Annotated in this window: 23 protein-coding genes; 8 read left to right on the top strand and 15 right to left on the bottom strand. The window is 66.1% G+C overall.

The window, feature by feature from the left end; translation table 11 throughout:
• Positions 1 to 280 precede the first annotated feature (280 nt).
• The 6 genes from AC07XB_RS26540 to AC07XB_RS26565 all read right to left on the bottom strand — a co-directional run bounded on the left by AC07XB_RS26540 (position 281) and on the right by AC07XB_RS26565 (position 5332).
• Complete coding sequence (locus AC07XB_RS26540) at positions 281 to 655, bottom strand: DUF1484 family protein (RefSeq protein WP_492813015.1); 375 nt, start codon at positions 653 to 655, stop codon at positions 281 to 283.
• 149 nt (positions 656 to 804) lie between these two features.
• Positions 805 to 1995, bottom strand: a complete 1191-nt coding sequence (locus AC07XB_RS26545) for a glycerate kinase (RefSeq protein ID WP_492828867.1) — start codon at positions 1993 to 1995, stop codon at positions 805 to 807.
• Between the two features lie 132 nt (positions 1996 to 2127).
• A complete protein-coding gene (gene glxR, locus AC07XB_RS26550; RefSeq protein ID WP_492828865.1) occupies positions 2128 to 3018 on the bottom strand; it encodes a 2-hydroxy-3-oxopropionate reductase in 891 nt (296 codons plus the stop codon).
• A 156-nt stretch (positions 3019 to 3174) separates the two neighbouring features.
• Entirely contained in the window at positions 3175 to 3966 is a 792-nt protein-coding gene (locus tag AC07XB_RS26555) for an HpcH/HpaI aldolase family protein (RefSeq protein ID WP_492813011.1), read from the bottom strand.
• Between the two features lie 213 nt (positions 3967 to 4179).
• Positions 4180 to 4875 carry a fumarylacetoacetate hydrolase family protein gene (locus AC07XB_RS26560; RefSeq protein ID WP_492828863.1) on the bottom strand — a complete coding sequence of 232 codons (696 nt, stop codon included), beginning with the start codon at positions 4873 to 4875 and terminating at the stop codon, positions 4180 to 4182.
• A gap of 34 nt (positions 4876 to 4909) precedes the next feature.
• Positions 4910 to 5332 (bottom strand): VOC family protein, encoded by a 423-nt coding sequence (locus AC07XB_RS26565; RefSeq protein ID WP_150990449.1) that lies wholly within the window; start codon positions 5330 to 5332, stop codon positions 4910 to 4912.
• A gap of 185 nt (positions 5333 to 5517) precedes the next feature.
• On the opposite strand from AC07XB_RS26565, the gene AC07XB_RS26570 reads away from it, so the two are divergent.
• On the top strand, positions 5518 to 6393 hold the full coding sequence (locus AC07XB_RS26570; protein WP_492813007.1) for a LysR family transcriptional regulator: 876 nt from the start codon (positions 5518 to 5520) through the stop codon (positions 6391 to 6393).
• A gap of 493 nt (positions 6394 to 6886) precedes the next feature.
• On the opposite strand, the gene AC07XB_RS26575 is transcribed toward AC07XB_RS26570, so the two are convergent.
• The 4 genes from AC07XB_RS26575 to AC07XB_RS26590 all read right to left on the bottom strand — a co-directional run bounded on the left by AC07XB_RS26575 (position 6887) and on the right by AC07XB_RS26590 (position 10649).
• Positions 6887 to 7582: a glutathione S-transferase family protein gene (locus tag AC07XB_RS26575; protein WP_492373401.1), complete on the bottom strand. Its 696-nt coding sequence runs from the start codon at positions 7580 to 7582 to the stop codon at positions 6887 to 6889.
• A 28-nt stretch (positions 7583 to 7610) separates the two neighbouring features.
• Positions 7611 to 8780 (bottom strand): MFS transporter, encoded by a 1170-nt coding sequence (locus AC07XB_RS26580; protein WP_492828962.1) that lies wholly within the window; start codon positions 8778 to 8780, stop codon positions 7611 to 7613.
• Positions 8781 to 9043: 263 nt separating this feature from the next.
• Entirely contained in the window at positions 9044 to 9559 is a 516-nt protein-coding gene (locus AC07XB_RS26585; protein WP_492828861.1) for a pyridoxamine 5'-phosphate oxidase family protein, read from the bottom strand.
• A gap of 82 nt (positions 9560 to 9641) precedes the next feature.
• Positions 9642 to 10649: an NAD(P)H-dependent flavin oxidoreductase gene (locus AC07XB_RS26590; protein WP_492828860.1), complete on the bottom strand. Its 1008-nt coding sequence runs from the start codon at positions 10647 to 10649 to the stop codon at positions 9642 to 9644.
• Positions 10650 to 10936: 287 nt separating this feature from the next.
• On the opposite strand from AC07XB_RS26590, the gene AC07XB_RS26595 reads away from it, so the two are divergent.
• The 4 genes from AC07XB_RS26595 to AC07XB_RS26610 are packed head-to-tail and all read left to right on the top strand — an operon-like array spanning position 10937 to position 15442.
• Positions 10937 to 12052, top strand: coding sequence for a porin (locus tag AC07XB_RS26595; protein WP_492828858.1), 1116 nt, complete (start codon positions 10937 to 10939; stop codon positions 12050 to 12052).
• Between the two features lie 32 nt (positions 12053 to 12084).
• The gene (locus tag AC07XB_RS26600; RefSeq protein WP_492828856.1) at positions 12085 to 13107 is read left to right on the top strand and encodes a Bug family tripartite tricarboxylate transporter substrate binding protein; all 1023 of its coding nucleotides are present in this window, start codon (positions 12085 to 12087) and stop codon (positions 13105 to 13107) included.
• A 47-nt stretch (positions 13108 to 13154) separates the two neighbouring features.
• A complete protein-coding gene (locus tag AC07XB_RS26605; protein ID WP_492828854.1) occupies positions 13155 to 14672 on the top strand; it encodes an AMP-binding protein in 1518 nt (505 codons plus the stop codon).
• A 32-nt stretch (positions 14673 to 14704) separates the two neighbouring features.
• On the top strand, positions 14705 to 15442 hold the full coding sequence (locus AC07XB_RS26610; RefSeq protein ID WP_492812993.1) for an enoyl-CoA hydratase/isomerase family protein: 738 nt from the start codon (positions 14705 to 14707) through the stop codon (positions 15440 to 15442).
• A gap of 29 nt (positions 15443 to 15471) precedes the next feature.
• On the opposite strand, the gene AC07XB_RS26615 is transcribed toward AC07XB_RS26610, so the two are convergent.
• Positions 15472 to 16374, bottom strand: coding sequence for a LysR family transcriptional regulator (locus tag AC07XB_RS26615; protein ID WP_492812991.1), 903 nt, complete (start codon positions 16372 to 16374; stop codon positions 15472 to 15474).
• 156 nt (positions 16375 to 16530) lie between these two features.
• On the opposite strand from AC07XB_RS26615, the gene AC07XB_RS26620 reads away from it, so the two are divergent.
• Positions 16531 to 17106: a hypothetical protein gene (locus AC07XB_RS26620; protein WP_492828852.1), complete on the top strand. Its 576-nt coding sequence runs from the start codon at positions 16531 to 16533 to the stop codon at positions 17104 to 17106.
• Here the strand turns inward: AC07XB_RS26620 and AC07XB_RS26625 are convergent.
• From AC07XB_RS26625 to AC07XB_RS26635, 3 genes are all read right to left on the bottom strand, one after another.
• The gene (locus tag AC07XB_RS26625; RefSeq protein WP_492828850.1) at positions 17103 to 18449 is read right to left on the bottom strand and encodes a cytochrome-c peroxidase; all 1347 of its coding nucleotides are present in this window, start codon (positions 18447 to 18449) and stop codon (positions 17103 to 17105) included. The two genes, AC07XB_RS26620 and AC07XB_RS26625, sit on opposite strands and share 4 nt — an antisense overlap.
• Positions 18446 to 19999 (bottom strand): metallophosphoesterase family protein, encoded by a 1554-nt coding sequence (locus tag AC07XB_RS26630; RefSeq protein WP_492812985.1) that lies wholly within the window; start codon positions 19997 to 19999, stop codon positions 18446 to 18448. Before AC07XB_RS26630 ends, AC07XB_RS26625 begins: the two co-directional genes overlap by 4 nt.
• Positions 20000 to 20077: 78 nt before the next feature.
• Positions 20078 to 21757 carry a hypothetical protein gene (locus tag AC07XB_RS26635; protein WP_492828848.1) on the bottom strand — a complete coding sequence of 560 codons (1680 nt, stop codon included), beginning with the start codon at positions 21755 to 21757 and terminating at the stop codon, positions 20078 to 20080.
• Positions 21758 to 22016: 259 nt separating this feature from the next.
• Here AC07XB_RS26635 and blaOXA point away from each other — a divergent pair, with 259 nt between their 5' ends.
• Positions 22017 to 22817 carry a class D beta-lactamase gene (gene blaOXA / locus AC07XB_RS26640; RefSeq protein WP_492828960.1) on the top strand — a complete coding sequence of 267 codons (801 nt, stop codon included), beginning with the start codon at positions 22017 to 22019 and terminating at the stop codon, positions 22815 to 22817.
• Positions 22818 to 22846: 29 nt separating this feature from the next.
• On the top strand, positions 22847 to 23734 hold the full coding sequence (gene bla, locus AC07XB_RS26645) for a class A beta-lactamase (RefSeq protein WP_492828846.1): 888 nt from the start codon (positions 22847 to 22849) through the stop codon (positions 23732 to 23734).
• Here the strand turns inward: bla and rtcR are convergent.
• A complete protein-coding gene (rtcR, locus tag AC07XB_RS26650) occupies positions 23731 to 25335 on the bottom strand; it encodes an RNA repair transcriptional activator RtcR (RefSeq protein WP_492812981.1) in 1605 nt (534 codons plus the stop codon). The genes bla and rtcR overlap by 4 nt on opposite strands.
• Positions 25336 to 25458 lie beyond the last annotated feature (123 nt).

Consider the following 25458-nt stretch of genomic DNA (forward strand, 5'->3'; position numbering starts at 1 on the left):
TCTTTGAATCCCCAAGGTGGCTTGCCACTGCTGGCTAAGGGGGCTTGCGGCTCCACGGCGGGGAAGGATTTATCCCATGAATATGGGATGCGGCGCCAAAAGGCCCATGGGAAACTCCCGCCGGGAAAATACCATCTATCAGAATTATTTAAAGAATTCTATTTGAATCAAATCCAATTCGCATGACACGCCGGCGTAGCGGCACGGTTTGCAATGTCTTCAACGTTGAGGCCGCGCCTTGTGTAACGGCCGTCGCGGCCGCAGCCCGGCCGCCGGCGTCTCAGACCAGCCGAGCCACGTCCTCCACAGCGTCATCCAGTTGCAGCTTCAGCAGCTTGAGCAAGCAGTACAAGCCGTAAGCCGCCTCCGTCTTCTCGCTCTGAAGCTCCGCCAGTTGCAGCAGGCTATCCATCCCGGCGCTGACGCTTTGCAACTCCGCGCAACCGTTGGCGATGCGTTCGCGCAGGCCGCGATCCAGCGTTTCGATCCGGTCGATCAGTGCGGATACGAGGGGCTGTTCCTCGGCATTGGCGGGACGCGTCATGCCGATCAGCTCGGCGATGAGATCGCCTTGCCTGCTGATGGCGAGGAGCGGGTCGGCGGGACTGCCGCCGCGCGTGATCGAATTGGGGCCGGCTCGGGCGCTAGGATGCATGCAAGCTCCTTAAAGAGGGGGAGGCTATGGGGGCAAGACCAGGCCGCCTGCTTCAACGCGAGCGTGGCGGACTCGTAAAAGCATACTGCTTCCGCGGTCGCTCACCTTTAAGAAATTTCTGGATTTTCAGGCAGGGCGCGCCGTGGCGCTCAGTGCAAGGCCTCGCCCGCCTGGCGGGGGCGCCCATGTTCGAGCGGATGAGTGCTGGTGAAACGCAGTCTTGCCATCTGTTCCGCCGCATCCGATAGCAAAGCGCTCGCGTTGGCCATGGCTTGCTCGACAGTGATCGGGCCGGGCGCCAGGGAAAAGCAGCCCGTGAAATGCGTCCCCAGGGCCGGCAGCGCGGCGGGGTCGATGGCGCCGCAAAGCAGTGAGGCGGGCACTCCGCAGGCATGGGCGCGCTGGCAGGCGATCAACGGCGCCTTGCCGCTTAGCGTCTGCACATCGCTGCGTCCCTCGCCGGTGATCAGCCAGTCGGCGCCCGCGAGCGCGCCATCGAGGTCTACGCAGTCCGCCACGATGTCGGCGCCCGGGCGCATCTGCGCGCCAAGCATCAGCAAGGCGTAGCCCAGGCCACCGGCCGCGCCCGCACCCGCGGCGTCCACGGCGTGGCGCCCGAGCGCCGGCTCCAGCAAGCTCGCATAGCCGGCGAGCGCGGCATCGATGGCCTGCACATCCTGCGCTTGCACGCCCTTTTGCGGGCCGAACACGGCAGTGGCGCCTTGCGGCCCGGTCAGCGGGTTGGTGACATCGCACATCGCTACCAGCCTGGTGGAAGCCAGCCGCGGGTCGAGCTGGCTGGCATCGATTGCCGCCAGCTGGGGCAGCGCGGCGGGCGTTGGCGGGATGTCGCGGCCCTGCGCATCCAGCAAGCGCAGCCCCAGGCCATGCAGCAGGCCGGCGCCGCCATCGTTCGTGCTGCTGCCGCCAAGGCCGACGAAGATCTCGCGCATGCCCAGGTCGAGCAGGGCCTTGATGGCATCGCCGAGGCCGGTCGTCGAGCGCTGCGCCACGGGGCATGCCATGCCTGCCGGATCGGTGATGCCGACGATTTCCGCGGATTCGATCACGGCGCGGTCGCCCGCGAGCAGCGCTACCGTGGCGATGCGCGCGGCGCCGTCCGCGCCGCGTACCTCGATGCCGGCGCGCTGGCCGCCTGCGGCCAGCATTGCGTCGATGGTGCCTTCGCCGCCGTCCGCCATCGGGCGTTGCCGGATCGTCGCCCCGGGCAGCGCGCGCTGGATCCCGGCGGCGATGGCGGCGGCGACCTGGTCGGCCGCAAGGGAGCCCTTGAATGAATCGGGGGCAATGACGATAAGGGGATCGGGAAGGCTAGGCATAGGGCGAGGCGGGGGTGAACGGCGCTCACCGCAGGGCAAACGCCATACCGAGGAAAGGGGAAAAGTGGGGAAAGGCCATCGGGCGGCAGCGGGTGCTGCCCGATGGCAAAGACTGCTGGCTAAGTCGTGCCCTCAATCCTTCTTGGCCGCGACTTCATGGTTGGCCATCAGCTCAAGCGCGCGGACCAGCGCGGAGTGATCCCAGTCCGAGCCGCCATGGCTTGCGCAGGCATTGAACAACTCCTGGCAGGTGGCCGTGTTCGGCAGCGACACGCCCATCTCGCGCGCGTTCGACAGCGCAAGGTTCAGGTCCTTCTGGTGCAGCCCGATGCGAAAGCCCGGGTCGAACGTCCGCTTGATCATGCGTTCGCCGTGCACTTCCAGCACCTTGGACGACGCAAAGCCGCCCATCAGCGCCTGGCGCACGCGCGCCGGATCCGCGCCGGCCTTGGAGGCGAACAGCAGGGCCTCGGCAACCGCCTCGATGTTCAGTGCCACGATGATCTGGTTGGCCACCTTGGCGGTCTGCCCCGCGCCGTTGTCACCCACCAGCGTGATGTTCTTGCCCATTAGCTCGAACAGCGGGCGCACGGTCTCGAACGTCGCTTGCGGGCCGCCGACCATGATCGACAGCGTGGCGTTGCGCGCGCCGACCTCGCCGCCGGACACCGGCGCATCCAGGTACTGGCAGCCAAGCGCATTCACGCGCTCGGCGAAGCCCTTGGTGGCGATGGGCGAGATCGAGCTCATGTCGACCACGATCTTGCCGGCGCTCAGCCCGGCGGCAATGCCGCCGTCATTGAACAGCGCGGCCTCCACATGGGGCGTGTCCGGCACCATCAGGAAGATCACGTCCGCGCGTTCGGCCACTTCCTTGCCGGAGCTGCAAGCCACGCCACCGCTGTCCAGCAGGGATTGCGGCACGCCGCTGCGGCTGGACAGGCTCACTTCGTGCCCCCCGGCGATCAGGTTGGCGGCCATCGGGGTGCCCATGATGCCAAGGCCAATAAATCCAAGCTTCACTTTCGTTCTCCGTTAGTCGATCTCAATGGCATCGCTTGCCGCCGGACGCCTGCGCAGCGGGCACCGCGATGCCGGTGCCTCAAATCTCTTGTCTCGATCTTGTCTGAAACGCTGTCTGAAATGCTTGTCCCGAAACGGGGCCGGCTCAGTACCGGCTCAGTATCCCGATGTTTCGCCGCCTGCCGCCTGCCCGTCGCGCATCTGCGTCACCACCTGCCGGGCACCGGCCGCCATCAGGCGCGCATCGGAGCCAACGGTGACGAACTGGAAGCCTTGCTCGATCCTGCGCAATGCCGCTTCCGGCGCACCGTTGTGGATGCCGGCGACCACGCCGTGCGCCTTGGCGCGGGCCACCACGTGCGCGATCGCCTCCGCGACGGGTGGGTCGACATCGTCGAATGTCGGGCGGCAGCCGAGCGCGAGCGACAAGTCGGACGGGCCGATATAAACCGCATCTAGCCCTTTGACCGACAGGATGTCGTCCAGGTTATCCAGCCCCTGCCTCGTCTCGATCATCGCGAAGACGACGATGGTTTCGTTGGCGCGCTCGGGATAGTCGGGGCCGCCATACAGCATGCCGCGGATCGGCCCGAAGCTGCGCGTGCCCATCGGCGGGTAGTGGGTGGCGGCGACTAGGCGCTCCGCGTCTTCGCGCGTGTTGATCATCGGGCAGATCACACCGTACGCGCCGGCGTCGAGCACCTTCATCAGGATGCCTGGCTCATTCCAGGGCACGCGCGCCACCGGCATGGTGTCGGTGGTGGAGATCGCCGTGAACAGGCTAAGGGCGTCGCGGTAGTCCAGCGCGCCGTGCTGCAGGTCCACCGTGAGCGAGTCCCAGCCCTGGTGGGCCATGGTCTCCGCGGCAAAGCTGCTGGGGATGGACAGCCAGCCATTGACAACGGCTTGCCCGTTCGCCCACATGTTCCGTATCCGGTTCTCGCGCATTGTGTCTCCTGTGGCTTGACTTATAAGTTATCGTACAACATGGGGAGAGTATAACCCGCGCAGGCACGTCGTCAAGCGAAGCAGCAAGGTTAAGGCTGGTTTGAGGAAAGTTAGTGCGCTCGGCGTGGCCCGAGGCAGGCGGGAATCGTGCTGAGGCCATGACATGGCTCGCGGTGAGCCATGTCATCGTATGTCTTGCCAGTGCAATGCGTCTTAACGCTTGCCCACGCGGAAAACGATCTCGCCGACACCAGCCACACCGGCGGTCACTTCGTCGCCGGGCTGCAGCGCGCCGACGCCGGCCGGCGTGCCCGTGAAGATCAGGTCGCCAGGTGCCAGGGTCACGCTTTGCGACACATAGGCAATGACGTCGGCCACGGGCCAGATCAGCTCGTTCAGGTCGCCTTCCTGGCGCGTCTCGCCATTGACCTTGAGCCACACGTGGCCTGCGCCGGGATGGCCGATGCTGGCCACGGGGTGCAGCGGGCCGCAAGGGCCGGAGGCGTCGAAGCCCTTGGACCAGTCCCACGGACGGCTCATCTTCTTGGCGGTGTCCTGCAGGTCGCGGCGGGTCAGGTCCACGCCTACGGCATAGCCCCACACCAGGTCGAGTGCTTGTTCGGGCTTGATGTTCGCACCGCCCTTGCCGATCGCCACCACCAGTTCGACCTCGTGGTGCAGGTTTTCCGTGAGCGGCGGATATGGCACCGTGCCCTCGGCGGCCACCACGGCATCGGCCGGCTTGGTGAAGAAGAACGGCGGTTCGCGGTCCGGGTCATTGCCCATCTCGCGGGCGTGCGCGGCGTAGTTGCGGCCCACGCAAAACACGCGGCGGATGGGAAAGCGGGCGCTGCTGCCAGCCACGGCGACGCTTGCCTGTTCGGCGGGCTGGATTACGAATTCGGTCATGTCTGGGTCCTTCTGTGACGAAAGCGTGGAGGGATTACTTTGCGAAGACCTGGCTGATGTCGCCAAAAGCCTTGAACTCCAGCGCGTTGCCCGACGGATCCAGGAAGAACATCGTCGCCTGCTCGCCGACCTGTCCCTTGAAGCGCACATGGGGCTCGATCACGAACTGCGTATTGGCAGCGCGCAGCTTCTCGGCCAGCGCTTCCCAGGCATCCATGGAGAGGATCGCGCCGAAGTGGCGCACCGGCACCTCGTCGCCGTCGACGGCGCTGGTGGCACGGTGGCCGCACTCTTCCGGCGCGAGATGGGCGACGACCTGGTGGCCATAGAAATTGAAATCGATCCAGGCGTTCGAACTGCGGCCTTCGGGGCAGCCGAGGAGCTCGCCGTAGAAGCGGCGGGCTTCTTCCAGGTCGTTGACGGGAAAGGCCAGGTGGAACAACGGGGTTGCGCTCATCAAAGGGGCTCTTGTCTCTTGTGCGTGGGGGTTGTCGGTGTGTTGCCGTGTTTGATTGTAATCAGCAGAAGTCGTAATATGAAACGAATGATTTCTGTGCTCAGCATCGAAAATTTCAATATGAGTCACGCCATCCCGCCTGTGATTCGCACATGACCCCCAAATGACCCCCAAATGACCCCCACATGATCCGTTATTTCCGCACCTTCCTTGTTGCGGCGGAGACCTCGTCCTTTTCCGCCGCCGGCGCACGCCTTGCCCTCACCCAGTCAGCTGTGAGCACCCAGATACGCCGGCTGGAGGAAGACCTTGGCTGCACGTTGTTCGACCGGGCCGGCAAATCGGTCGCGCTGAGCCAGGAGGGCCGCAAGCTGCTGCCTGAAGCCATGCGCTTCGTCGAGCTATACGAGTCCATGAAGGGCCGCGCGCATTCCGCCTCCGACACCACGCCGCTGGATCTTGGCGCCGTCTCCACCGTGCAGGCCGCGCTGCTGCCCGGGGCCATGAAGCGCTTTCGCGCCGGATTTCCCAAGACACACGTCAACATCGTCCCCGGCACATCTACCCAATTGCTGACCCAGGTCGATGCACGCGAGCTCGACGTGGCGGTGCTGATCAAGCCAAGGCTAGGCATTCCGCAGGAACTCAAATGGGTACCGCTGATGCGCGAGCGCTTTGTCGGCGTTGCGCCGGCGGGCTCGCCGCGCGACTTGAAGGCGGTGCTGGCGGCCATGCCCTTCATCCGCTACAACCGGCATTCCATGGGCGGGCAACTGGTGGACCGCTATCTGCGCCGGCACCGGCTGTGGGTCGAGGAGGGGATGGAGCTGGACGAGCCCGCCGTGATCCTGCGGATGGTCGATGAAGGACTGGGCTGCGCGATCATTCCGGCCGCGCTGGTGCCGCTGCGGGCCGCGCGTCACGTTGTGGAGATACCGTTGCCCGGCGAACCCATATTCCGCGAGATCGGCGTGCTGGTCAGGCAGTCGTCGCTCAAGCGCGCGTCCATGGCGGCGCTGATCGATGCGCTGGTCGCCGAGACCGCGCACGCGGCCGGTTGATGTTCCTCCCCGGGCCGCGCGCCGCATTGCCGCGGCGCGCAAAAAAAAGCACCCCGCGCGGCGGGAGCACACGCGGGGCGACCAGGACGACTTGGCAACACCCGCATGGGCGCGGCCGGGCCAGCAAATCTTCAATTCCTCAGCGTTTCGGGTTCAGCCGCACCTCGTCGTGTTTCGTAAGGTGCGGCGGAATATTAAGCAGCGGGAAGGGGGATCAATGCGAAGAGGAGCAGGGCCATTGCGGCCTTATCCCGGCTTTAGGAACGAAGCGGGCCCGCCATGGGCGCAAGAACTGCCGCGTGCATCACCCGGCAGCGGGATGAAGTGTCAATTCGTGATACATCGCGCACATCGCCGTCATGCATTTTCAATGTGCAGTCATTCACTCTGCCAGGCCGGCCAGGAAGATCTGTCGCCGGGCAACCACGGGCGCAACCCATTGGTCCGGCGTGTCGCCGTTGCCGGCGGCGACGGCCTGCATGATGTGAAGGGGTCAGGCAACCGGCGGCTGGTCCTGGAGAAAGCGCGCCGGGATGGCGTCCTTGATCGGGAACATGGAGAAGTAGGGGCGGGCCTCGGCCAGCACCTGCGCAACCGCGGGACGGGCCACCAGCCGTTCGAAATAGGCGGCCAGGCGCGGATGCGTCGGCGCGAAAGGCACTACCGCTGCCGCGTAAAACAGCGCCGGTTCCGCGGCGCAGTCCGCCAGCGTGAAGTGCTCGCCGACCATCCAGGTGCGGCTGGCCATGCGCTGCTCGATCATGTCGTAGGCGGTGCGCAGGGCGGCTTGCGCGTCCGCCACGCCGCGCGGGTCGCGCTCTGCCTCCGCCCGCAGCCGGTCGCCTACGATCTTCTGCATCGGCAGGTGCACGTAGAGATCGAAGATGCGATCCCACAGCCGCGCCTCGCGGCGCTCGTCATCATCGGTCGGCAGCAGCGCGCGCGCGCCGGGGTAGTGCTGGTTGAGGTAGTCGATGATGATCGTGGTTTCCGGGAGCGTCACGTCGCGGCTGTCGTCGCGCAGCACCGGCATCTTGCCGATGGGCCAGAGCGCCAGGAACGCGGCGCGCGAGTCCTTTTCGCCAAGGTTCACCACAACGCCGGAAAATGGCGTCTGGTTTTCGTAGAGCGCGATCAGCACCTTGTGGCAGAACGAAGACAGCGGATGGTAGTGGAGAGTCAGTGCCATGATGGTTGCTCCTTGCCGTAGCGCCCGCCTACGTGGCCATCAGCTGCGGCGGCCGCGGGCGCGTGGCCACCGCAAAGGCAATCTGCGCCAGCCCGGCGGCCAGCCCAAGTGTCACTCCGGTCTGCCACGCCAGGGTGTAGGAACCCAGCGCATCGTAGACCAGGCCACCCCCAAACGCGCCGACGAAGCTGCCGATCTGGTGGCTGAAGAACGCCACGCCGCCCAGCATGGCCTGCCAGCGCAGGCCGAAGGTCTGCGCGATCCAGCCCGCCACCAGCGGCGCCACGCCCAGCCACAGGAAGCCCATTATGGCGGCAAACACCAGCGTGCTGCCCGGCGTGGGCGCCGATGAGAAGTACCAGGCCAGCGCGAGCGAGCGCACGCTGTAGATGATGCCGAGCAGCACGAGCTTGTTGACCCGCCCGCCGGCCCAGCCGAAGAACAGGCTGCCCAGCACATTGAAGCCGCCGATCACGCCGAGTGCCTTGGCGCTGAGCATCGGGTCCATGCCGCAGATGTCGAGATACGAAGGCAGGTGCGTAGTGAGGAAGACCAGTTGCATGCCGCACACGAAATACGCGGCGCCCATCACCAGGAACGCCTTGTTCCGCAGCGCCGCGCCAAGCGCCTCGCGCGCATTCTGCTGCACGGCGCCGGGCAACGTGGGCAGCGGCAGGCGATCCACCTTGCCCGCGTACCACGCGGCGGGCAGCATGACCAGCGCAAGCAGGATAAAGGCCGCCAGCCCCACGCGCCAGCCGAACGACTGCGCCACCACCTGCCCGATCGGCGCCGCCACCAGAGCCCCGAGCGAGCCGGCGCCGGACACAATGCCAAGCACCGCGCTGCGCAACGCCGCCGGCACCGGCCGCGCGGCCACCGCCATGGCAATGGCGCTGCCCGTGCAAGCCATCGATGCGCCGATCGCCACGCCCGCGCCGAGCGTCACGCCTGCGATGCCGTGCGCCGTGGCCAGCAGCGCCAGCCCCAGCACATAGAGCAGCGAGCCGCTCATCATCAACGGCCGGAACCCCACCCGCGTGGCCCAGGCGCCGGCCATGGGCTGGAGCAGTCCCCAGGCCAGGTTCTGCACCGCAATCGCAATCGTGAAATCCGACACCGAGATGCCGATGTCCCTGGTCAGCGGGGGCATGAAGATGCCAAGGCTCTGGCGCAGGCCCATGGCCAGGCTCAGCATGACGGAAGCGCCAATCAGGATCGGCAGGACGGGGCGGAGGTCGGACAGGCGAGGGGGCACGGTGGAACGGTCTCTGTCTTTGTATTGTTGTTATTGTTTTCTTCTTTGTCGTGACCTGATTGTCACACTACGGGCAGCCGTGAAGTGATATCGATAGGGATATCGGTATGCGGGCCGATCGGATAACCCGGCCGAGGGTAAGTCCGAGCGCAAGCGCTGTCAATCTGGATATGGCAAAGGCTGGGTTTCGCTGGCGGGCGAGGTCAGGGCTTGCGCGCGGTCTCCCACAGCCCCTCCATCATGACCGGGTAGGCCACTGGCCTGAAGGCAGAGAACTGGATATCCCGCACGTGGGTGAAGCTCGACCACAACAGCCGCGTCCCCTTGAGCCAGCGAGACCCCTTAACCCTGGCTTCGATCAACTGAAGCTCTGCGGCCGTTGCCGGGCGCAGCGGACCGACAGTGCCATAGAGGCGTACCCCAGGCGGCTGGTGAAAGCGGCCGCGCAGCAGCGAACGCAACCAGAATCCTTTGCCAGAGTCGATGGCCATCAGGCAAACGTGGTCGTTGTGCGCAAGGTTGGCGGCCAGCGTGCTGGTGTAGCGGTCGAAGAAGTATGCCGTCTGGTCCGCGCGCGCGAACACGGTCCCGATGGGCGTGACCGTAGGCATGCCGTCGGCGCCGACGGTGGCAAGGGCGCAATAAAGGGAGGATCGCTGTCCGCGCTCGATCAGCGCGCGGATGGTGGGCCAGGCATCGGCAAGGGAAGGCGTCCGCATAGGGATCCGTGGAGGTTGTCGGGACGCGCCGGGTTGCGCGCGCCCCTCTTTTATACGGACCACGGCAGCCGTATGTCAAACTTCAGGACATTGACGCGGCCGCCCTGGCTGCCGGGGCGAAGCGCTTGCGCAGCATCTCATCGGCAGCGCGGTGATACCCGGCCTCAAGCGTGGCGATGATGTCCGCCACGTGCTCGCTCGCATCGATGGAGCCGCATCCGTGGCCGGCGCCGCGAACATCGCGCCAGACCTTTACGTTGCCGTCCCCGGCACTGCGGTACTTGCTGGTTTCCTCGCTGAACGGCGGCAGGTTGTCGGGGTCCAGGTTTGCCTTGACCAGGCTTGCCCGCAGGTAGTTGCCGTACACCCCGGTAAAGGTGTTGCTGTAGACGATGTCGGCCGCCGTGCTCTGGATGAGCTCTTCCTTGTAGACATCGCTTACGCATGACTCCTGCGCGGCGAGGAAGCGCGTGCCCATGTACGCGAGATCAGCGCCCATGGCCTGCGCGGCCAGCACGTCGCCGCCCGTGGATATGGCGCCGCCCAGCACGACGGCGCCATCGAAGAAGCGCCGCACCTCGTTGATCAGGGCGAACGGGCTGCGGTCCCCGCCCTGGCCGCCGGCGCCGGCGGCCACCAGGATCAGGCCATCCACGCCCATCGACGCGGCTTTCCTGGCATGCCGCACATTGGTCACGTCATGCAAGACCAGGCCACCGTAGGCATGCACTTCCTGGATGACTTCCATTGGGGGGGCCTTCAGGCTGGTGATGATAATGGGAACCTGGTGCTCAACGATGGTGACGAGGTCTTGCTCCCAGCGTGTGTTGAGCTTGCTCATGACCTGGTTCACGGCGAAGGGCGCGACCTTGCGCGCCGGGTCAGCCCGCCGCGCGCTAGCCAGGCGCTCGCGAATCTCCGCGATCCAGTCGGCAAGCTGCGCCTGCGGGCGCGCGTTGAGCGCCGGGAAGGCCCCCACGATGCCGTTTATGCATTGCTGGACCACCAGTTCGATGCCCGAGCTGATGAACATGGGTGACCCGATGATTGGCAGGCGAAGCGCATTGTTCAGCGCCGACGGAATGGCCATGGAATTTCCTTGTGGGATGGAGGGGGAGCGTGCTTCAAAAAACTATACGAGCCGTGCGCCGGCCGCGTCCAATGCGCGTTCGGGCTTTAATGATGCGAACCTCGCATGAAACGCTCCATGCCGTCTGCCCCGTCTCTTTCGCATTGATTCCACTCTCACATCAATAAACCCGGAACCGTCATTGGACGCTCCCGGGTCGATATGAAATAGTTTGCGGCAGGACATCTCGCCGGACGCGATGCTCCCACGGATCAGAACAATAACGATGGCAGGAGGAGATTTCGAGCATGAAGCAATCGCTTTTCGCGTTGGCTGCATTCAGCCTGTTCGCTGGTGTGGCGCAGGCCGATTCCAGTGTGACCTTGTACGGCGTCGTGGATACCAATATCGAGTACGTCACCAATCTTTCCGGCGTCACGCCGTCCGCAGCCAATGGCTTTGCCGCCGGCCCGGCCAGCAACGTGGCACGGATGACGGCGGGTGGGTTGTCCGGCTCGCGCTGGGGCCTGCGCGGCGTGGAGGAGCTCGGCGGCGGCATGAAAGCCTTGTTCGTGCTGGAGAACGGCTTTGGCTCCGACGATGGCAAGCTGCAGCAAGGTGGCCGCCTGTTCGGGCGGCAGGCCTACGTGGGCCTGGAGAGCGCGCGCTTCGGCCGCGTTACCTTCGGCCGCCAGTACTCCACGCTGTTCAGCATGCTCGCTGATTTCTCCCCCACGGGCTACGCGAGCCAGTACGAGCCATTCGTGGCGTTGCTTGGCCTTAACGTCAGGTCGGACAACGCGGTCAAGTACAACGGTGTCTTTGGGCCTGTCACGGCCATCGCGCACTGGAGCTTCGGCAACGGCGTTGCCGGTAGTGGCGAGGTGCCAGGGCAATTCCGCCGCGATACCGGCTACGGGGCGGGCGTGTCCTACGCAGCCGGCCCGTTCGGCGCGAGCCTTGCCTATGACCAGTTCAACCCCACGCTGAACGCGGCGGGCGGCACCGGCACGTTCAAGAAGGTCGGCGCCGCCGCTAGTTATACCGTGGGTGCCGCAAAGCTCATGGGCGGCTACCGCTGGGGCAAGAACACCGACGCCAGCGGCGCTGCGATCCTGCGCGACGACTACTACTGGCTCGGCACCAACTATCAGGCCACGCCGGCGCTTGGCCTCACGCTGGCCTACTACTACGACGACGTAAAGAGCCTGGGCGGCGCGAACATCAAGAACCCGTGGCAGGTCTCATTCATGGTGGACTACAACCTGTCCAAGCGCACGGATGTGTACCTGACCACGGCCTATGCCAAGAACGCCGGCCTGGATTTCGATACCTCGGCGATCAGCTTCGCCAATGGCTACTTCCTGGGCGCGGGCAAGGACAGCATGCTGGGCGCGGCCGTCGGCATCCGTCACAAATTCTGATGCTGCGCGCATCCCAAGAGGAGTGTATGAATATGATCACGAATAGCCGGTTCCCAGCTTTGTCATGGACGCGCCGTGCGCGGCTTGCGGCAGCGCCTGCCGTCTTGCTGGGGCTTGCGGCCCTGGGCCCAGGTGCGTCGGCGCAGCAGCCCGATGCATTTCCATCGCGTCCCGTCCGTGTCATCACGCCGTTCCCCGCGGGCGGGTCCACCGACAATTTTCTTCGCCCGCTTGCCATCCGGGTCGCCAGGATCCTGGGCCAGCCCGTCGTGATCGAGCCCCGGCCGGGCGGCAACACGATCATTGCGACCAGCGCCTTGGCGAAGAGCCCCGCCGATGGCTACACCCTGTTGATCGCCGTCAACACGCTGCTGACCAACTCCGCGCTCTACCGCAAGCTGCCCTACAACACGGCAACCGATCTGGTTCCCGTCACCTACCTGGGCGAAGACGGCTTCGCGGTGGCCGTCAGCGGCACGCTGCCCGTGACGAACCTCGCGGGCTTTCTCGCCCTGGCCAGGACCAAGCCGGGTGGCCTCACCTACGGGACATCGACGGTAGGCGGCACGACGCACCTGGGCCCGGTGCTGCTCGAACAGATGGCGGGGATCAAGCTGACGCAGGTTTCCTACAAAGGTGGGCCGACCCTGCTCAACGACCTGGGTTCCGGCGTCATCGACATGACCTTCGACGGCTACACCGGGATGGCGTCGCTGCTGCCTACCGGCAGGGTCAAGGTGATCGCGCAAACGGGCCCGCACCGCAGTCCTTCCATGCCAGACATACCGCTGGCCTCCGAAACACCGGGCATGGAGAAGTTCTCCCTGAAATTCCACGTAGGCCTGTACGCGCCGGCAGGTACGCCGGTGGCGGTCCTGCGCAAGCTGAACCTGGCGTTTCGCGAAGCGGTCGACGAAGAGATCAAGGCGAAGTCGCTGGCTTACAACCTCCAGCCGCTCAACCTCAGCGTGGAGGAATCCGCGCGGTACTTCCAGACGGAGCTGAAATTCTGGTCGGACGCGGTTCGCCATTCCGGCATCTCGATCGAAGAATAGAAGCCATGCAATCCGCAAAGGCACCAAGCCGACTAGCCAACTGAATCATGCATCCATCCCTTTTTGGAAAGACCGCGCCGGAAGACGTGTGCGCCATTTTTGCAGACGACAATTCTTCGTTGACGTATGGCGAGCTGGAGCGCAGAGCCAATCGCGGCGCACGCTTGTTGATGAGCCAGGGACTTCGTGCGGGTGATACGCTGGTCTTCTGCCTGGAAAACGACGCAGCGTTCCTGGCGGTCTGTCTCGCAGCGCAACGCATCGGCGTCTACTTCACGCCGGTTTCGACACGGGCGACGGCGGAAGAACTTGCGTACATCGTGGCGGATAGCGGTGCCAGCGTGCTGGTCATCGCGGCCAGCAAGGTTGCGGCAATGCCGGGCCTGCCTGGCCTGCTCGATCCCGGTGTACACCGCATTGCCTGCGCGGGAGAAGTGGCAGGTTACCTGGACTGGGACCGCGCCGCCGCGGGATTTGACGACAGCGAACTCTCCGACCCGGCCTGCGGGGAGGTGTTGCTGTATTCGTCCGGCACCACGGGCAAGCCCAAGGGCGTCAAGCGTGCCACGATGACCCGCCCGTACGACAGCGCCGATCCTCGCCTGGCAGCGCTGATGCAGACCTGCACCCGCGACACGGTCTTCCTCTCCACGTCGCCGCTCTACCACAGCGCGCCGTTCCGGTATGCGTGCGCCATCCTGGCAACGGGGGGAACGCTGATCGTGATGAAGCGTTTCGACCCGGAGCAGGCGCTGGCACTGATCGAACGATACCAATGCACGGCCAGCTTGTGGGTGCCAACCATGTTCTCCCGCATGTTGCGCCTGCCCGATGCCGTGAAACGGCGCTACCAGCTCTTGTCGATGACCTTCGCGGTCCATGGCGCCGCGCCTTGTCCGGTCTACGTGAAGGAGGCCATGATCGCGTGGTGGGGCCCGGTTCTCTACGAGGTGTATGCGGGCACCGAAGGCGTCGGCGCATGCGGCATCACGTCCGAGGAGTGGCTGCTGCACAAGGGCTCGGTCGGGCGCTCCACGCAGGCACCCATCCACATCCTTGACGACGAATGGCATGAGTTGCCGGTGGGGCAGGTCGGCATGATCTTCTTCGAGGGCACGGGCAATTTCAGTTATCACGGTGACGCCGCAAAGACCGAGAAGGTGACGAGCCCGCAAGGCTGGCGGACCTATGGCGACCTGGGTTACGTCGACGCTGAAGGCTATCTGTACCTGACGGGCCGCAAGTCATTCACGATCATTACGGGCGGGGTCAACGTGTATCCACAGGAAGTGGAGGATGTGCTGGGTGCCCATCCGGCGGTTGCGGACTGCGCGGTGTTTGGCATTCCGGACGAGGACCTCGGCGAGCAGGTCAAGGCGGTGGTGCAGACCGTCACGCCGCACGACGCGGGCCCCGAGCTTGGTCGGGAGCTGATCTCCTGGTGCCGTAGCAAGCTCTCGGCGATCAAATGCCCCAAGACGATCGATTTCGATCCCGCGCTGCCCCGTGAGCCCAACGGGAAACTCTACAAGCTGCCGCTGCAACAGCGGTACGCGAGACGCTAGTTCTACTAGTTTGACCCATCCCAAGGAGGCATATGTCAGATCAGGTCGTGTTGTATGAGGAGCGGGATCGGGTCGCGATCATCACGCTGAACCGTCCAGGCAAGAACCTGTTCAGTGATGAGGTCGTGCAGGGGCTGCACGACTCGCTTTGCCGGCTCAACGAAGGCAGTGCGCGGGCAGGCGTCATTTGCGCCAACGGCGAGAACTTCACGATGGGCGCCGATCTCCGGGCCTTCCCCAAAGATATCGCTCGCAGCATTCCCGGCGCGGGCGCACCGTCTGGCAAGCCGCTCGTGGCCGCTGTCAACGGCTGGTGCCTCGGTGCAGCGATGACACTGGTCCAGATGTGCGATCTGTGCGTGGCCACGGAGACGACCAGGTTTATGTACCCGGAAGCCAAGCTGGGCGTGTCGATGGGCATGATCGCCGGTCTGGCCGCGCGGATTCCGCACAAGGTGGCGATGGAGGTGATGCTGCTCGGCGGCGTGCTGCCGGCCCGGCGCGCTTATGAGGTCGGGCTGGTCAACCGGCTGGTGCCCGAAGGCGAACAGCTGAACGCAGCGCTCGAGTATGCGAGGGCATTGGCGGACAACTCGCCGCTGGTCATCGCGCGGCTGCGGCGGCTGGTCAGTGCGGTGGTGCCAGACAGCCCAGCCGTGCAGGCCTATCGCCTGCAGAAAGAGCTGTCCTTCATGCTGGAAAGCGATGACCTGAAGGAGGGCATGGGCAGCATCACGGAGAAACGCAAGGCGAATTTCGTAGGACGATAGGAGCCGTGGGTGCGGGCGAAGGCCTGCACTCACGCCTTCGCCGCAGCGCCGTCGCAGTACCGCGTGAGCATGCTGACCATGCTGCGAACCAGGGGCGACGTGGTGGATTTTCGCCACACGAACATATTCTCCAGGCAGAGCGTCAGGTCATCGATCTCGCGCAACGTCACGCCTCTGGGCAGCAGGTAGTTCTCGGCCAGCGGGTGGATGCCGACGCGGCGGTTGTCGATGATGTCCCGCAGGACCAGATCGATGAAGTTGGACTCGTAGGCGACCGCGCCGAGCAGGCCGCGTTGCGCCAGCAACGCATCCAGGTTCTCGCGCACCCGCGGCCAGGTCTTGGCGTTCACCAGGCTCAGCCCCTCCCCCTCCAGGTCCGCCATGGCCAGCGACGCGCGCTGTGCCAGCGGATGATCGTCAGGCAGGAGCGCGCGGTAGCGGATCTGCTCTATCTGGATGACCCCCAGGCTGTCGTCCTCGATCGGGCCGCCGCAAAAACCGACGTCCAGATCGCCGTTGCGCACATAGAACACCACGTCTTGCGAAGGCATCGACTCGATGCGGCCATTCACGCTGGGAAAGGTCTGAAAGAACAGGTCGCTGAACTTCTGCCACTCGCCAAACCGGGAGGTGGCGCTAACGCCAATCAACAGCGAGCCGGCCAGGTCCGCGTCCGTTGCGCCAATCTCCGCAAGCCCCGCTTGATAGCTGACCAGCGCTTCGCGCCAGTGGCGCGCCAGCACCATGGCAGCGCGGGTAGGGCGGACGAAGCGGGTGGTGCGCTCGAACAGCCGTTGGTTGACCCGTTCCTCGATGGCGCTGATCTTACGCGACAGGCCTGACTGGGTCAGGTGCAGTTTCTCCGCTGCGGCGTTGAAGTTGCGCTGCTCCACCAGCTCAAGGAATGCGTAGATGTGATTGATATTTATCATGTTGAGCGGGCGGTATTGGTTGACTGGCCACCTGACAGACCGAACGCGCACGTTCGCGATCATTGTGCCATGGCACACGCAATTGGCCTCTTGGGGAAAACCGTCATGAAATCAAAGCAGGTATGCTTTGCCGGTGGCCAACTTTCCTGCATCCCCATGTCGAAAGTCCGCAAAACCGCCATCCCGCCCGCTGCGCTCTGCGTCCTGGCGCTTGCCCTGTCCGGCTGCATTTCCCACTATCGGGTCGAGACCGGCACGCCCGCCGCCCGCATCCGGCTGGTGACCAACACGGACGACAACACGACCTTCAGCGTGGTGGACGCCACCAGGTGCCCGAAGCCACCCAAGCCGCTCCTGCTGGGCGGCACGGGCAAGCAGCTGCCCGCGATGGGCACGGAGCGTGACCTGGTCATGGTGGGGATATCGCCGGAGCCGCCCGGCCACACGCGTGAGCGGTGGCTGGTGGCTGGCCAGCGCATCTACCTGACGGCAGCGGCGGTTGCCGCTGGCGAGCAGCCCTATCGGTGCTCGGTGGGGGTTTCCTTTGTGCCGCTGCCGGGCTGGCAGTACGAGTTGCGCTACCAGCGCAACGCGGCGGCGAAGAGCTGCACCGGGCAGGTGCTGCGGCTGGCCGGCAAGGACGGCCGCGAGATTGAGCCGCAGCCGGATCCCACGCAGCTGGTCTTTCGCGGGTTCGAGGCCGATGCCGTCTGTGCGGCGCGGGGTCCTTAGGGCTTGGCGGCCTGCGCAGCCGGCATGATGCCCACATAGGGCGCATCGGTCAGCGTGCGCAGGAACGCCACGAGATCGTCGATTTCCGCTTCGGTCATGGCCGGCTTGGTGCCCGCGCGCCGGTTCATCGGCGTCGAGTTGATATTGATATTGCCCCGATACGCCGCCGGCACGTCATCGAAGGTCTTGCCGCCGCGATACCACTTGCCCGGGTCGGTCGAGCGCGTGTTGTAGAAGGCCACGGCATCGCGCAGCGTGGTGAACACGCCGTTGTGCATGAAGCTCTGACGCACCGCGACATTGCGCAGGCCGGGCGTGCGGATATACCCGCACCATTGCTCCGGCTCGGGCCAGCGCAGGCGGCGGGCGGTGTCGCACAGGCCATTGTCGAAGCGCTTGGGATCACGGTTGGCGGCCAGCGCCCGGTTGCGGGGCACGGCAATCGCGTCATAGCCGAAATCCGTGAACAGCGAGCGCTCTGGGCGGCTGGCGGTATCCGAGAGCGTGTGGCAGGTCATGCAGTTGCCCTTGTCCGGGTTCTTGAACAAGGCCAGGCCGCGGGCTTGTGCCGGCGCCAGCGGCGTGCGATGGCGCAGGTAGTCGTCAAAGCGGGAGCTGAACGGCGCCATCTCATCGCTCTGCAGGTAGGCCTCCAGCGCCTTGCCGAGCGCCAGCAGCATTTGCTCGGGATCGGTCTGCACGGCGGGGCCGAAGCGCGCCGCCAGCACGGGCGCCAGCTCTGTCCCCTTGACCTTGCGCAGCAGGCTGGCCGGCGTGCCGTTGTTCATCTCGTTGGGGTCGAGCAAGGGGCCGCGCGCCTGTTCGGCAAGCGTATCGGCGCGGCCGTCGGCGAACAGGCCGCCGAAGGGCGAGGCGTAAGGCGCGTCGTCGTCCTGGTAGAAATGCCGGCGCGGGATGTAGCGCACGTACAGCAGCGAGGGCGCGTTGCGCAGGCTGAAGCGGCCGGGCCGGCTGCCCTGGGGCACGTGCGGGCCTGCCAGCGACGCGGGCGATAGTGTCGGCGCGAAGGCGCGCGCGGGGTCGTGGCAGCCGGCGCAGGACGTGCCGCGCGGCTCGGACAGGCGCGCATCGAAGAAGATGCGCTTGCCCAACGCGGCCAGTGCCGGATCGGGACGGAACACGGCGGCGGTGGGGTCGACCTTGGCGGCGACCTTGGGCGTGCCCTTGCCGATGGTGTCCACCACGCTGGCGGGCGGGGCGCCGGGCATCAGCACCACGCCCGGCGCGGGCGCGGCAAGCGCCGCGCCGCCAGCGCCAGCCGCGAGACAGACGGCGGCGCTGGCGGCAATGGTGGCGCTGGCGGCGCGCAGGGCCCCGATCACGGCGCCAGGAAGCCGGTCTTGTCGCAAGCCAGCGTATTGGAGGTTTGCACGCAGGTCGCCATCAGCTTGCCGGCCACGCTATACGCCTTGAAGGTCCAGCCGGTGGCGGGCGACGCATTGCGCTCCATCATCACGAAGCCAAAGCTTGCGCTGTGCGTGATCTTGTCGATCACGGTGCCGGGCGCGGGAATCGTGCCGGGCGGCAGCGGATCGGGCAGCGCTACGTCCAGGTTGTCGCCGCCGTTGCCCGACACGATGGTAGCCGGGTGGCTGGAGGCAAAGTTGATGGCCTGGAAGTCATGCACGTGGCCGTGCAGCGCCACTTGCACGCCGGGCGGGTAGTAGGCCTGGGCGTTGGCATTGCTCATGACCGATTGCAGGGCCAGGTTGCCCGGCGCCGGGTTGCTGCCCGCCACCGGCGCAAAGGCCAGGATGGGATGGTGGTTGGTGAACATGGTGGTGGTCATGCCCGGCTTGGCGGCCAGCCAGCCTACCGTCTGGAACTGCTTCTGGTAGGCGACGAACTGCGGGTCGGTGGTCGGCAGCGCGGCCTTGCCGGCCTTGGCCGAGTCGAACACGATGACCTGCGAGCCGGTGCCCAGCGCAACCGCATAGGGCTCCGAGTAGTTGGCGTTGCTGTCGTTGGCGGGGTCGTTGCAGGAGCGCGCGTCCGAATATGGGCGCGGATCGAGGAAGCGGAACCAGCCCTGGCCGGCACGGGCGCATTCCTCATGGTTGCCGCGCACGACCACCCACGGTGCCTTGGCCATGAGTGCCGCGGCGGGCTTGAAGAGATCGGCCTGCCAGGTATCCCAGCCATAGCCCCACGGCGTGCCCTGGCAGCCGGCGATGTCGGGCGGGCAGAGGTTTTCGCGGTAGTGGTAGTCGCCAATATGCAGCACCAGGTCCGGGTTCATGCCGGCGGCGGTGGTGGCCAGCGCGGCAAACGGCCAGGCGGTGCCATCGCTGCAAGGCTGGTAGGCGTTATCCGCCTTCTTCAGGCGGCAGCCGGTGTCGGCCAGCACCAGCACGCGTTGCGGCTGGGCCTTGGGCAGCGGCAGCGTCTGGCCCGCCACGCTGGCGGCGGCGGCGCCGGCTGGCAGCGTGGCCTCGCATACGGAGACCGGGAAATCCGACGGTTTGGAGTCAGCCGCGGCGCTGGCCGTGGTGCGCTGCGCCATCGTGCCGGCGCCGGCCCGCAGCGCCATGCGTTGCTGCACGCCGTCCACCGTCAGCAGCGGGCAAAGGGCGTTCGAAGGCAACGCGCTGCCTGCGGCGGCGGTTGGCGCCGCATAGTTGGTGATGACGCGGGCGATGGCCTGGTTGCTGTCGCCGATCTCGACCCACGCGGCCTGGATGTTGGCGCTGGCGCTGGGTGCATCGCCGGACGGCGTGACCGGCGTGACCGGCGCGGCGGCGGCTGGCGCCGCGTCCGTGCTGTCGCTGCCGCAGCCGTGCAGCACGGCGGCCGCAGCCAGCATGGCGAGGATGGCACCAGCGCCCAGGCGCATGGCGGGACCGGCTTGCCGGTTGGTGTTGTGGTTACCCATTCTTATATCTCCCTGTTATCCCTGATTGCGAGGCGGAAATATACGGATGGGATGTTTCGGCACGATGAACGTTATGTGTCAGCCTGACCGGCGTGGCGTTGCTTTGGTCTTGCGGGCGGGGCGCGGTGCGGCCCGGATGGCTTCGGCGGCGGCCAGTTGCAGCTCGCGTGGCAGCGCGGTGATGGCTGAGACGAAGAAGCGGCGCTCCGCCGGGCGCAGCTTGCCGAGCAGCTCGGCCAGGCGCTCCACCGTGGCAAACGCGGCAGGCGTGGCGCCGTGCTCGAAGGCGTGGAACCAGCTGGCTTCCAGCAGCAGGTTGGCGAGCGGCAGGGCGCCGTAGTGCACGTGGCCGGTGTCGTGCTCGTCGAGCGCAAAGCTGGCCAGCGACGACCAGCTGATAAAGCCCTTGGCTCGCGCAAAGGGCGCATGGAAGGGGCGCAGCGCGTCCACCGCTTCATCCAGCAGCAGCGGCCGTTGCGCGCGAAACGCCTGGAGCGCCCCGCCGCCGTCCTGCGCGCAGTTGCCGCGCGCAATGCGTAGCAGGAAGATGATGTTCCACGCCGAGCCGCCGCCCACGCCAAAGCGGTCGCAGATCCATTCTGACAAGCCCAGCCAGCGCACGGCCTGGCGCTGCACCTGGCCCGCGGGCCAAGCGCGCCGCGGATCGATCAGCGCGTGGTTCCAGAACAGCCACAGGCAAAGCCCGAGGTTGGCCGCCACGTGCTGCGCGGCATCCACCGAGTCTGCCTCATAGGCTGCCTGCAGGGCGCCGGAGAAGCCTGCCACGGCCGCTTCGGCCGCTTGCCGCGCCGCCTCTGGCTGCGTTGCCATGTCGCGGATCGCCACCGTCTTGTGGATCAGCGCACCGAGGTTGAGGGTCTCGAAACGCACACGCGGGTTGTAGCGCACCACGGGCTGCAGCGCGGGATCGGCGGCAAGGCCTTCCAGTTCCGCCTGCGCCGCCTCCATCTGGTTACCCGCATAGCGCTCCCAGGCCCGCACCACGCGCGCCATGGCGGCGAAGGTGGGCACCGCCGTGTCCACGGTGCCGGTGCCCACGATGCGGTCAAAGCGCTGGAGCGCCGCGCGGCTGCGCGCAAGGTCGTCGCCGCGCCGCCAGGCCAGGCTCTCCTTGAGCAGCGCGAAGGCGTGCTGGAAATCGTCGGTGGCGCAGCGCTGCGCGGCGCGCAGGGCATCCGCTACCCCGTTGCTGGCGCCACCACCCGCAACGCCGGCAACGCCCACACCGTCCTGCATGCCGCGCATGGCTTGCGTGAGATGGCTCCAGTAGCTGATGTCGCGCATCACGTAGTCGACCGCGGGGTGGGCCTCGTCTGCCTGGCGGGCGGCATGCTTCGCGGCGGCAGTGCCCAGCCCCACGAAGCGCGCCAATGCCGCATCGCCAGCGCTGCGGCCATCCACGGTGAAGCGCACGCGCTTGCCGTGCTCCGGCTCGATCCAGAACGGCCCGCGGCTGCGGCGCGCCGGGTTGAGGCCCGCGATGCCCTGGCCCCGGTCCGGTCCCCAGCCCACCGGCACGCCCCAGCGTGCGAAGTCGGCAAAGGCGCGCGAGACCATCATGCGGATATTGGCGGCATCGGGGAAGCGGGTTTGCAAATGCACCGCCGGCAGGCTGGCCCCGCGGTTGCGCGCGGCCGCGCAGACGGCGGCGAGCAGCCACAGGCTCTGGTAGCGCGCGGGCTCGCCGTTGACGAGATAGGGGGCGGATAGCTCGATGGCAAGGGCGGGCTGGCGCATGCGGGACGGTTGTGTGTGGGGCGTTGATGCAGGACGTTGATGCAGGACGTTGAAACGGGCCTTTGCGGCGGCACTTTCTAGCGGTAATTTGCAGCGGGACGTGTGGGAATTGTGCCATCAGCGCGTGTGCCGAGGGTGCTATGTTACGCAGGTTACAGCCAGCGGGCTTGGCGTCATGCCGCCGCGCTCCTATGCTCCGTTTCGTGCGCCGGCCTGGCCGGCCAGATCGATCGCGCTCATAAAAATCACGGAGATCATCTTGAAGCCAATCGCCATCTTTGCCGCGCTCTGCGCGGCGCTGTCCCTATCAACCGCCCGTGCCGAGCTGACGTGCACGGTCCTTGCGGATGCCAGTAGCGGCAAGCTGCTTAAACAAGAGGGCACCTGCGACCAGCGCGTGACCGCGGCATCGACATTCAAGGTCCCGCTCAGCCTGATGGGCTTCGACGCGGGGCTACTGGCGGATGAACACGCGCCAGCCATGCCGTATCGTGAGGCGTATCGTGAGAGCAACCCGTCCAAGCGCGTCACCACGGACCCCCAGCGCTGGATGAAGACCTCGGTTGTGTGGTACTCGCAGCAGTTGACGCAACAGCTTGGCCAGGCGCGCTTCGGGCGGTACGTCAGTGCGTTCCAGTACGGCAATGGCGATATCTCCGGCGACCCCGGCAAGCACAACGGGCTGACGCGCTCATGGCTTAGCTCGTCGCTGAAGATCTCGCCGCTGGAGCAGGTTGCGTTTTTGCAAAAGGTGGTCAATCGCAAATTGCCCGTGACCGCGCATGCCTATGAAATGACAAGCCGGATCATGGCGCTCGGCGCGTTGCCAAACGGATGGGCCGTTTACGGCAAGACGGGCACCGGCGCCCCGCGCCTGGCCAATGGCACCGAGGACTGGAGCCACGGCTACGGATGGTTTGTCGGCTGGGCGGCGAAGGACGGCCGGAACGTCGTCTTTGCGCGCCTGATCCAGGATGAGAAGAAGGAGCCTGTCAGCGCAGGATTGCGCGCGCGCGATGCGTTCATGCAGGCGTTGCCGGGACTGTTGGGATCACTCTGATGCAACCGCTTAATCACAGGAAAGGACCGATGACACATTGCCCCGTTCGCCGCACGCTGCTGCTCGCCGCCGCGACGGCCCCCTTTACCGCCGCCTGTACGCCGTGGGCCGGCAGGACCGAAGGGAGCGTCGCGGCGCAAGACCGCCTGGCCGCGCTCGAATCCGCAGCAGGCGGGCGCCTTGGCATCGCTGCGCTGAACACCGCCAATGGCGCGCGGCTCAGTCACCGTGCAAACGAACGCTTTGCGCTGTGCAGCACATTCAAGGTGATCGCCGCATCCGCCGTCCTGCAGCGCAGCGCAACGCAGGCCGGGCTGCTGCAACGGCGCATTGCCTACAAGAAGGACGAACTGGTTGCCTATTCCCCGATCACCGAGAAACACGTCGGCGACGGCCTGACGGTAGCCGAACTGTGCGCGGCCGCCCTTCAGTACAGCGACAACACGGCCGCCAACCTGCTGATGAAGCTGCTCGGCGGCCCCGCCGCCGTGACCGCGTTTGCCCGTGCGATCGGCGACGACCAGTTCCGGCTCGACCGCTGGGAGACCGAGCTCAACACCGCGTTGCCTGGCGACCCGCGCGATACGTCGACTCCGGCGGCCATGACAGCTAGCCTGCAACGGCTCACGTTGGGCGATGCGCTGGGCGGGGCAGAGCGCGAACAGCTGGTGGCATGGATGCGCGGCAATACCACTGGCGCCACGCGGATCCGCGCCGGCATGCCGGCGGACTGGCAGGTGGCGGACAAGACGGGCTCCGGCGACTACGGCACGGCCAACGACATTGGTGTGGCATGGCCGCCCGGAAAGCCGCCCATCGTGCTGGCGATCTATTTCACGCAACCCGGCAAGGACGCCGCCTATCGCAACGACGTGCTGGCCTCTGCGGCGCGGATCGCGGCCGAGGCGCTAAGCTAGGGCTGGCTCGCGGCCGCGAAGGTCAGGCCGAATTTGCCGAGGTACTTGGCCAACCGGTCGCTGTCGTTGCTGCTGCTCTTGCCCAGCCGCGACACGGCAAACAGCGTACGCCCGGCCTCGGCCTGGCTCTTGCTCCGGCGACACACGCTCAGCACATAGTCGAGCTGCACCAGGTCGAACGGGTCCGTGGCGGCTCGCACGGCGGGATCCAGGATGGCCAGCGCCTGGCCCTGGGCTACCGCCTGCTGAGCGCCGTCCTGCCACGAGTCGTTCAGCCGCGCGATTTCCGCGTCCACGACACTGGCATCGATGCGGCCGCTGTCGGCCAGCGTCATCATGCGCGTCACCGACGCGGCGAGGTCGCGGAAGTTGCCGCGCCAGCAGGCCTGCGGCGATACCGCAAAATCCAGCCACGCCTGGCGTGCTTCCTTGTTGAAGCGCACCTGGCTGCCGAGCTCGCGCGCCTGGCGCACGAGCTCGTAGTCCAGGTTGGGCTCCACGTCCTCCGGGCGCTCGGCCAGTCCCGGCAGCCGGTAGGTCCACAAGTTGATGCGGGCAAACAGGTCCTCGCGAAAACGTCCGGCGCGCACCTCGGCGCGCAGGTCTCGGTTGGTGCCGGCGATCAGCTGGAAATCGCTCTGCACTTCCTTGTCGCCGCCTACCGGAAAGAAGCGCTTTTCCTCGATGGCTTTCAACAGCATCGCCTGCTCGTCCAGCCCCAGCTCGCCGATCTCATCCAGGAACAGCAAGCCCTGATGGGCCGAGCGCAGCCAACCCGTGCGCTCGCCCTGCGCGCCGGTGAAGGCACCCTTGACGTGGCCAAACAGCGCCGACATGGCGCCGTCGCCGCGGATGGTGGCGCAGTTCACTTCCACAAAGCCGCCGCTGAGCTGGTGGCGGCCTTTCTTCAGCTCGAACACGCGCCGCGCCAGGAACGACTTGCCGGCGCCGGTCGGGCCGGTCAGCAGCACCGGCGCGCGCGAGCGCAGCACTACGCGCTCGATCTCGTCGATCATCTGGTTGAAGGCGGCGTTGCGGGTGGCAATGCCGGATTTGAGCAACGACACCGCATCCTGCTGCTCGCGCGAGAAGCGCGCGGCCAGCTGGTCGTAACGGGACAGGTCGAGATCGATGGCGGCGTAGTGGCCCGGCTGGCCGCTGGCCTGCCGCAAGGGCGGCGAGGTCTGCAACAGGCAGGCCGGCAGGTAGCGCGCCTCGGTCAGCAGGAACAGGCAGATCTGTGCCACGTGGGTGCCGGTGGTGATGTGCACCCAGTACTGCTCGCGCTCCGTATCGAAGCGGTAGCCGCGCGTGAACTCATGCAGCGAAGCATAGACCTCGCTGAAATCCCAGGGATCCTCCAGCGCCAGCAGGTTCAGCCTGACCTCCGTCTGCGGCGAGACCTTGGCGATGTCGGCCGCGACCTGCTCGGCCAGCGCCCGGTGGCGGCCGGTATAGAGCAGCTCGAAGCGATCCAGCAACAGGTCTTCGTGCTGGCACAGGGCTACGCTGGGCCGCCATTTTTCCCAGCGCGCGGAGCCTTTGCCCCGGTCGAGTTGTGTGCCGATGAAGCCGATGACGACCTTTTTCATGTTCTTCATATTTATAGATAGCTATACAAATATATAGATATTAGGTGTGGCAAACAAGCAGGAAATTGGTGCGTTTCTTGAGGGGGTCCGATAGAAGTCGTTATAAATCATTGGGTTATGTGTTTGTTGCTG

Source organism: Cupriavidus sp. GW821-FHT02F09 (genome assembly GCF_059421605.1).